5 protein-coding genes are annotated in these 8013 nt (G+C 52.8%); 3 read left to right on the plus strand and 2 right to left on the minus strand.

From position 1 onward, the window contains the following. A complete protein-coding gene (hslU, locus tag AB7C91_RS12140) occupies positions 1 to 1380 on the plus strand; it encodes an ATP-dependent protease ATPase subunit HslU (protein ID WP_332447585.1) in 1380 nt (459 codons plus the stop codon). A 9-nt stretch (positions 1381 to 1389) separates the two neighbouring features. Further along, positions 1390 to 2382, plus strand: coding sequence for a hypothetical protein (locus AB7C91_RS12145; RefSeq protein WP_332447584.1), 993 nt, complete (start codon positions 1390 to 1392; stop codon positions 2380 to 2382). On the opposite strand, the gene AB7C91_RS12150 is transcribed toward AB7C91_RS12145, so the two are convergent. Beyond that, positions 2379 to 4043, minus strand: coding sequence for a peptidoglycan D,D-transpeptidase FtsI family protein (locus AB7C91_RS12150; RefSeq protein ID WP_428591805.1), 1665 nt, complete (start codon positions 4041 to 4043; stop codon positions 2379 to 2381). The genes AB7C91_RS12145 and AB7C91_RS12150 overlap by 4 nt on opposite strands. 41 nt (positions 4044 to 4084) lie before the next feature. Between AB7C91_RS12150 and AB7C91_RS12155 the strand changes: the two genes are divergently transcribed. After that, on the plus strand, positions 4085 to 5197 hold the full coding sequence (locus AB7C91_RS12155) for a M23 family metallopeptidase (RefSeq protein WP_332448284.1): 1113 nt from the start codon (positions 4085 to 4087) through the stop codon (positions 5195 to 5197). Between the two features lie 55 nt (positions 5198 to 5252). Here the strand turns inward: AB7C91_RS12155 and secA are convergent. Next, on the minus strand, positions 5253 to 8013 hold a 2761-nt coding region (gene secA, locus AB7C91_RS12160; RefSeq protein WP_428591809.1), incomplete at its 5' end, for a preprotein translocase subunit SecA.

Raw genomic sequence — 8013 nt, forward strand, 5'->3', positions numbered from 1 at the left:
ATGGAAGCAATTGCAACGAGGAAGCTTGACGAACTCAAGCCTTCCCAGATAGTCAAGGAACTGGACAAATATATCATCGGGCAGCAACAAGCGAAACGGACTATCGCGGTTGCCATTCGCAACCGTACCCGGCGCAAACAACTGCCTCCCGACATCCGCGATGAGGTGTCGCCGAAGAACATCATCATGATCGGACCCACCGGTGTGGGAAAAACGGAGATTGCCCGACGGATCGCCAAGCTCTCGAATGCCCCCTTCATCAAGGTGGAGGCCACCAAATACACCGAGGTGGGGTATGTCGGCAGGGACGTTGAGTCGATCATCCGAGATTTGATGGGAGTAGCCGTCCAGCAGGTGAAAGCCGAACTTGCCGAACGTGAACAGGAAAAAGTCAAGCTTCGGGTTGAGGACCGTCTTTTGGATATCCTACTGCCACAGATGAAGGATGAGCCGTCGGTCGATGTCATCCCTGTGGGTTCCAATTACACTGACAGCCAGCGAGCTACACGCGAACGCTTCAGGCAAATGCTGCGAGACGGCAAGTTTGATGAACGCGAGGTGGAGATCAACGTACAGAGTCGCAAGCGTGTCGGCATCGAGGTCATGGGACAACCGAATATGGAAGAGCTCCAGGAAGCGATGCAGAGCATCGGTTCCATCTTTGGAAACGGTAAGGGACATAACCGGAAACTCACCGTCAAGCGGGCCCGCGAGATCTTCACCGAGGAAGAAACGGAGAAGGCTGTGGATACCGACCGCGCCATCGATGAAGCCAAGGAGCGGGTCGAGCAGATGGGTATCGTATTCATCGACGAGATCGACAAGGTTGCCAAGAGCGGATCGAGTGGTTCCGGCATCGACGTCTCCCGTGAAGGTGTGCAGCGGGACATCCTCCCGATCATAGAAGGTACCAGCGTTTCGACCAAATGGGGTGTGATTGACACCACTCACATCCTGTTCATAGCCAGCGGGGCTTTCCATGTCTCCAAACCCAGTGATTTAATCCCTGAACTGCAGGGACGGTTTCCGCTTAGGGTGGAACTGGACGACCTGACTTCCGATGATTTCTACCGGATCCTCACCGAACCGGCGAACGCCATCACCATGCAATATCGAGAACTGCTCAAAACCGAGGGGGTCGAAATTATCTTTGATGATCATGCAATCCGCAGGATCAGCGAGATTGCGTATGAAGTGAACAATACGAATGACAACATCGGGGCGCGAAGATTGTTTACCATCATGGAGAAGTTGTTGGAGGAACTTTCCTTCAGCGCAGATGAATTGAGCGGACAGACCATCACCATCACGGCAGCCTATGTGGATGAACGGTTGCATAATGTGGTGCAGGATCAGGACCTGTCCAAGTTCATACTCTAGGAGGGGGAAGTGGAATTCCTTACGCTTGTTTCCACGGACTATGAGAGTGCACTCAGGCAGGCTCGAACAGAGTACGGCAAGGGTGTCCGTGTACACACCCGTAAGGATTTTCATACGAATTCCGTTTTTCGAAAAAAGAGCTGCTGTGAAATAACCTTCTATTTGGTAGGGGAGAAGACACCCCAGGAGGTTGCACCTCCGGAAGTGTTCGACAGCAATCGATACCTTTCCCAGCTGCTCGATCAAAATGATGTTCCCAAGGAGTACCTACAGCGTATCCTTGACGGATTTCACGGTGAGGAACACCCCGGCAAAGCCGAGGTGGAAATCTTCTTGCTCCAGCAGCTTTTTTCCTCACTGCAATGGGAAAACAGGTTGCCAGGAAAATTCATGGTGTTGGTGGGGCCAGCCGGTGTAGGCAAGACGACCAGTCTGGTCAAGACGGCCATCCATCTCCGTGCCCAGGAAGGCAAGAAAGTCGCCCTGCTGAGCTTCGACGTACACCGGATCGGTGCCCTTGAGCAGATCAGGCAGTTTGCCGCCTCCTTTTCCCTTCCCCTGTATGAAGCCGGGGAGGTTGCCCAGTTGCGTGCCCTGCTGCCCGACCTTGAGGCATATGACCATGTCCTGGTGGATACCAGCGGTCGCAGCGTGAAGGATGAGGATCTGCGGCAAAGACTGGATGACTTACTCTCTGAGCTTCCCCACCAGCAGGTATTCACTTTGTTGGCGGTAAGTGCAAGCTTGAAATTCAGTGATCTGGTTAATCAATATCGATTATTCGGCGAAGAACGCGCCCGAGCTTTGGTGGTCACCAAGCTGGATGAGACCCAAAGCATCGGCAATGTTCTTGCCTTCGCCCAGCACACCCAACTGCCTTTGCTGTACGTAACCGACGGACAGGCTATTCCGGAGGATTTTCACTCTGCCGAGGCATCAGATCTGATGCAACGTCTCAACGGCCTCAGTCTCGATGTTTCCCAGTTCTTCCCGGTGCTCTAGCGTACTACCGTTCCTTTCGTCACCAATTTTCCTTGGCTGACCAGAGTCTGGACGATCGACTTGATTGCTGGTCCTGCAATATTCGAACCCCAGATGCTTGCTCCCTTCGGATTTCCGGCGGCGACATAGATGATATACCGGGGATTGTCGATAGGTACCAGGGCCAGGCTTGAGGCAAGTACGGTACCATCCTCATAGCTGTTGGTCTGGGGATTGAGCAGCTGAGCGGTTCCCGTTTTGATCCCCATATCAATTCCCTCCACCTGTGCCAGCGTCCCGGTTCCCCCTTCCTGGGTTGCTGCATGCATCCCCTTGCGTATGATTGCGGTCACCTCGGGGTTGAGCAACTGGGAGATGACGGTTCGGCTGCGCTGGTAGGTGACCTGCTTGGTGACCGGGTCGGTCCTTGAGAGGATCAGATGCGGTTGGAGCAGTTCTCCGGAAGGCCCGAGAGCGGTGGCTGCAACGGCAAGATGCAGGGCTGTGGTCAAGAGTTCCTGTCCGAATGCAATCGTCGCCTCGGAACGGCCGGACCAAGCGGAGGGTGGGGCGATCTGCCCTTTCGCCTTGGAAGGAAGTCCGATATCGTAACTGGAAGTGAATCCGAAATCCTTCAGTACAGAATAGAATGCCTCGGGATCTGTCTGCATGGCCCAATGGACGATGGCTCCGTTGCATGATTTGGCGATCATAGTGACTGGATCGACTTTTCCATGGGCGCTGGTACAGTTGATCGTCACCTTGGAGTTTCCGGCCATGAAACTGTATGATCCGTCGCAATCAAAGAGTTCGTCCACCTTGGCCTGGCCGTTCTTCAGTACGCTTGCCAGGCTGAACAGTTTGAAAACGGATCCCGGTTCATAGAGAAAATTGACTGCATGGTTCAGTCGTTCTTGAGCGGTGGATGTGGAGAGCTTGTTCACATCATACCAAGGATAGCTGGACATCCCCAGGATGTCCCCGTTTTTTGCATCCAAAACCAATGCGATGGCATAGTCAGGATCATGTATCTCGGAGATGCTCTGCAATTGCACATCCAATGCGTATTGGATGTCGAGGTCCAGGGTCAACTGGATGTCTTGCCCATACGTGGTGGTTTCCCCCAGCCTTGGATAGGGATTCAATACCGATTCCTGGCTGAGCTCGATTCCTTCGATGCCTTCCTGGTCGGTATTGATGAAACCAAGCGTCTGGGATGCATGGAACTGGGCGGGGTAGGTTCTCCCCAGCCGTTTTTCCACATTGATCTGACCGCGAAGCTTGTTCTCATCCACCGCCTTGAGCAATGGTTCAACCATGCGGTCGTCGATTTTTTCCTTGATCTGGGCGTACGTGGTATAGTGGGATGCTTTTTCTTGGATTTGTTGGGGGGTCATCTGTACATAGGGAGCGAGAAATTCGCTGATTTTCTTTAGATCCTGGATGGCGTTCAGATGGAGATACACCCCCCAATACGGAGTTTGTATAGCCAATATTTTTCCGTTCCGATCATAGATTGTCCCGCGTACCACCCGTTGTGCAACCACTGGATCTTCATATATTTTTCCAACAACAGGGCCTTCAAGCATCAGAAATGCCAGTCTGACGATGAAAATTCCCAATGCAAGCAGCATAATCACGGTGAAGAACCGTATATACGAGTGATTTTGACTGGTAGCCATGATTGTTTTATACTACTATGTAGGAAAGGTAATGTCGAGGTATGGGAAAAGACTACTACGATGATATGCAGGAACGTCCTTCACGAAGAGGGGGACATGACGCTGAACACTCCAGACCCAGTCGAGGTCTGCTGTGGACGATTGCGCTGGGAATAGCCATCTGTGTGGTTGTGATTGTCATCTGGTACCAATTCTTCCCTGCCCAAGGTTCCCAGGCGAAAAACGGAGGGACGGTCATCCAAGAGGTGCTTCCGAAAGTGGAAACGATCGCCGATGCCCCTGATGTCAAGGAAGTGCCTCCCGCCCCGACTCCCACGACGGATGTGTTGCCGTCCGTATCCGACGCTCCGGTGGTGGACACCCAGGCGAAGGCGCTCGATGAGCGTCCGGCCGTCAATATTCCTTCCAATTCCATGCGGGTGCAGTATGCCAATCATGTGGTTGCCGAAGGGGAGGACCTTGCGGCAATAGCCGCTCTGTACAACCTGAAACCGGAGACGCTGATCAGTGTCAACCAGATCAGGAACATCCAGGCGATCCGCCCGGGGCTCAAGCTCAGGATCCCTGACCGTGACGGCCAACTGTACACTGTCCGTGAAGGAGATATGCTTTCCACCATCGCCCGCAAGTACAGTCCTTCCCTAGGATGGAAGACTCTGCAGGAGATCAATGCACTGAAAAGTGAGAACATCATCGTAGGACAGCAATTGTTCATCCCCGATACTTCTTCATCCTCCATGGTCCAGCTTGCCGACGTTGCACCGATTCAATTTCAGAAGCCTGCAGTCGGTACGATCAGTTCGCTTTTCGGTCAACCTTACAAAGATCCACAGACCGGAACCACTGAACCGTTGAAGGGCATTCTGATCGTAGGGGACTATGGTTCGGCTGTTGTTGCTTCGGCAGCAGGGCAAGTAGTCGATGCAGGATATGAAGTCAAGGGACGTGGAAGGTTTGTCGTACTGAGTCATGAAGGCGGATATCGGACGAGCTATTGCCATTTGGAGAACGTCGAGGTCCGTATCGGGATGACACTCTCCAAGGGGGAGACAATCGGCTCGATCGGAACCAGTGGGACCGACTGGCAGCGTCCGACGCTGTTCTTCAGCATAGAACAATCAGGAATCGCCCTCGATCCCAATCAATTTTTCTAGACAAGCAGGCAAAGAAAAGCAAGCCGGTTCACAAGGAACCGGCTTGTTTCGTTACCTAGGCATTTTTGCCATGGCAGTGTTTGTATTTCTTTCCGCTGCCGCAAGGACAAGGATCGTTGCGTCCCACCTTCGGTTGATCCCTCCGGATGGTGATCGGTGTGGTATCCCCTCCGCCTCGGACCTGCCTCGGTCCTTGGGCTTCCGCTGCAAAGGCACCCTTTGCAGAATGGGATTCGACCGTCCTTCTCGGGGCTTCGCGACGTTGATAGGATTGTTCGGGTCTGGTGATTTGTACCCGAACCAGGGTTTCCGCCATGAAATGTTTGATGTTCTCCAACATCTCGGTGAAAATCTCGAAGCCTTCCACCTTGTACTCCACCAAAGGATTTTTCTGGGCGTATGAGCGCAGTCCCACTGCGTCGCGCAGATCCTCCAATGCGGTGAGATGGTCCTGCCAGCGCAGGTCTACCTGGCGAAGATAGTTGAACCGCAAGAAGTCGTTGAAGGGTTTTTCCCCGGTAAGTGCTACCTTGTCGTCAATTTCCTTGTTGATGCTTGAGCGCAGGATTTCCTTGTACTGTTCCTTGGTCGCCTCAGGATCGAGCATCTCTACAGTCAAATGGAAAGTCGCTAAAATCTGTTCCTGGATTTTTGCACCCTTGTTCTCTTCCTTGTTGTCCGAGAATACCGAATCGACGATTTCATCGCTCATTTCCAGACAAATCGCCCGTACTCGTTCAAGCAGATGGTCGTCGCTGAGAATCGTATCCCGTTCACTATACAGGTAATTGCGCTGTTCATTCAGTACATCATCATAGTCCAACAGGTGCTTTCTGATCTCAAAATTCCGGTCTTCTACGCGACGTTGCGCTTTTTCAATTGCATTGGAAAGCATCTTGTGCTCAATGGGCTCACCGTCCTGCATGCCGATACGTCCCAAGATACCACGGAGATTTTCCGAAGCGAAGAGTCGCATCAAAGGATCTTCGAGTGATACGAAGAACCTACTGGTGCCCGGGTCTCCCTGGCGGCCCGAACGTCCGCGCAACTGATTGTCGATACGCCTGGATTCATGCCGTTCGGTACCCAGGATGTACAGACCTCCCAATGCCTTGACTTCCTCGTAATCCTTTCTCCACGCTGGAAGCACTTGTTCAATGGCTTTGGCCATCTCCTCAGCCGGTGCATCGCTTCCGCATATTTTGCGGGCGCGGGCTTCCAGGCTTCCTCCGAGTTTGATGTCGGTTCCACGGCCAGCCATGTTGGTGGCGATGGTCACAGCGCCCTTGGCGCCGGCTTCCTCAATGATCAAGGCCTCACGGGCATGGTTCTTTGCATTGAGAACCTCATGCCTGATGCCCATCTTACGAAGCAATACGGAAATCAATTCACTCTTTTCGATGCTGATCGTACCGACCAGGATGGGTTGACCGGTTTTGTGGACTTGCTCGATTTCATCGCAGATGGCCTTGAACTTGAACTGCTCGTTGAAATACACCAAATCCGGGAAGTCCTTGCGGATGACCGGACGGTTGGTCGGGATGACGACGACATCGAGTTTGTAGATTTTCAGGAATTCAGGAGCTTCGGTATCTGCAGTACCGGTCATGCCGCTGATCTTGTCGTACATGCGGAAGAAATTCTGGAAGGTGATGGTGGCCAAGGTCTTGTTCTGGCCGAGGATCTTGATCTTTTCCTTCGCCTCGATCGCCTGATGCAGACCGTCACTGTACCGTCTTCCATGCAGGATGCGTCCGGTGAATTCGTCAACGATCTGCACCTGCCCATCGGATACCACGTAATCGACATCCAGATGGTACAGTCTGAGTGCTTTCACCGCCTGGGTGACATAATGCACGTACTCGAAATTCTCGTCTGCATAGATGGAACCCTGGATGATGTGGTATTTGTTCAGCAACTCCTCTATGTGGGTCATGCCCTGGTTGGTGAAAGACACCTTCTTCTGTTTCTCATCCAGCTTGTAGTCGCCGCGTTCCTCGAAAACCGGGGCATTGCGGTCGAAGCGTGCAAGCGGATCGGGTTCATAGTAATCATCGGTCTCCGGGTTCTTTTCACATTCCACCAGGAAGGAAGCGATCTTCTCCGCCCCGGTCACTTGGGCTGAATCATCTTCACTCTGTCCGCTGATGATCAACGGGGTCCGGGCCTCATCGATCAGGATTGAGTCGATTTCATCGATGATGCAGTAATGGTGCTTGGGTTGGATTTTTTCCTCGGCCGACCACTTCATGTTGTCCCGCAGGTAATCGAAACCGAATTCATTGTTCGTTCCATAGGTTACGTCTCTGCTGTAGGCGCGCCGTTTGGCCTCGTTGTCCATATCCGAAAGAATGACGCCTACCGAAAGGCCGAGGTATTCATAGATCGGCCCCATCCACGAAGCATCACGTCCAGCCAGATAATCGTTGACCGTTACGATGTGTACACCTTTGCCTTCAAGGGCATTCAAATAGGCTGCAGGTACGCAGGTGAGCGTCTTTCCTTCACCGGTTTTCATCTCCAGGATCTTGCCTTGGTGCAGGACGACGGCTCCCATGATCTGCACATCATAGTGACGTTCTCCCAGGACTCGTTTCGCGGCTTCCCGAGCCAGAGCGAATGCTTTGGGCAACAGCTCTTCCAAGCCGGTACCCTGTGCAATCTGTTCCTTGAAACGCGAGGTTTGTTCGGGAAATTGCTCAGGTGCGAGCGCTTGTGCCCACGATTCCTCCTGATTCACCTTTTCCACCAGAGGGTAGAGGGAGCGGAGATCTTTTTCTTGTTTTGTTCCGAATAGTTTGGTAAATAATGAGGTA

Origin of the sequence: Sphaerochaeta sp. (genome assembly GCF_050256055.1) — a bacterium.
Taxonomy (GTDB): Bacteria; Spirochaetota; Spirochaetia; order Sphaerochaetales; family Sphaerochaetaceae; genus Sphaerochaeta.

What these genes read in the sequence shown, in the direction of transcription:
- hslU (WP_332447585.1), top strand. Translation starts at nt 1, where the DNA reads ATGGAAGCAATTGCAACGAGGAAGCTTGACGAACTCAAGCCTTCCCAG.
- AB7C91_RS12150 (WP_428591805.1), bottom strand. Translation starts at nt 4,043, where the DNA reads ATGGCTACCAGTCAAAATCACTCGTATATACGGTTCTTCACCGTGATT.
- AB7C91_RS12155 (WP_332448284.1), top strand. Translation starts at nt 4,085, where the DNA reads ATGGGAAAAGACTACTACGATGATATGCAGGAACGTCCTTCACGAAGA.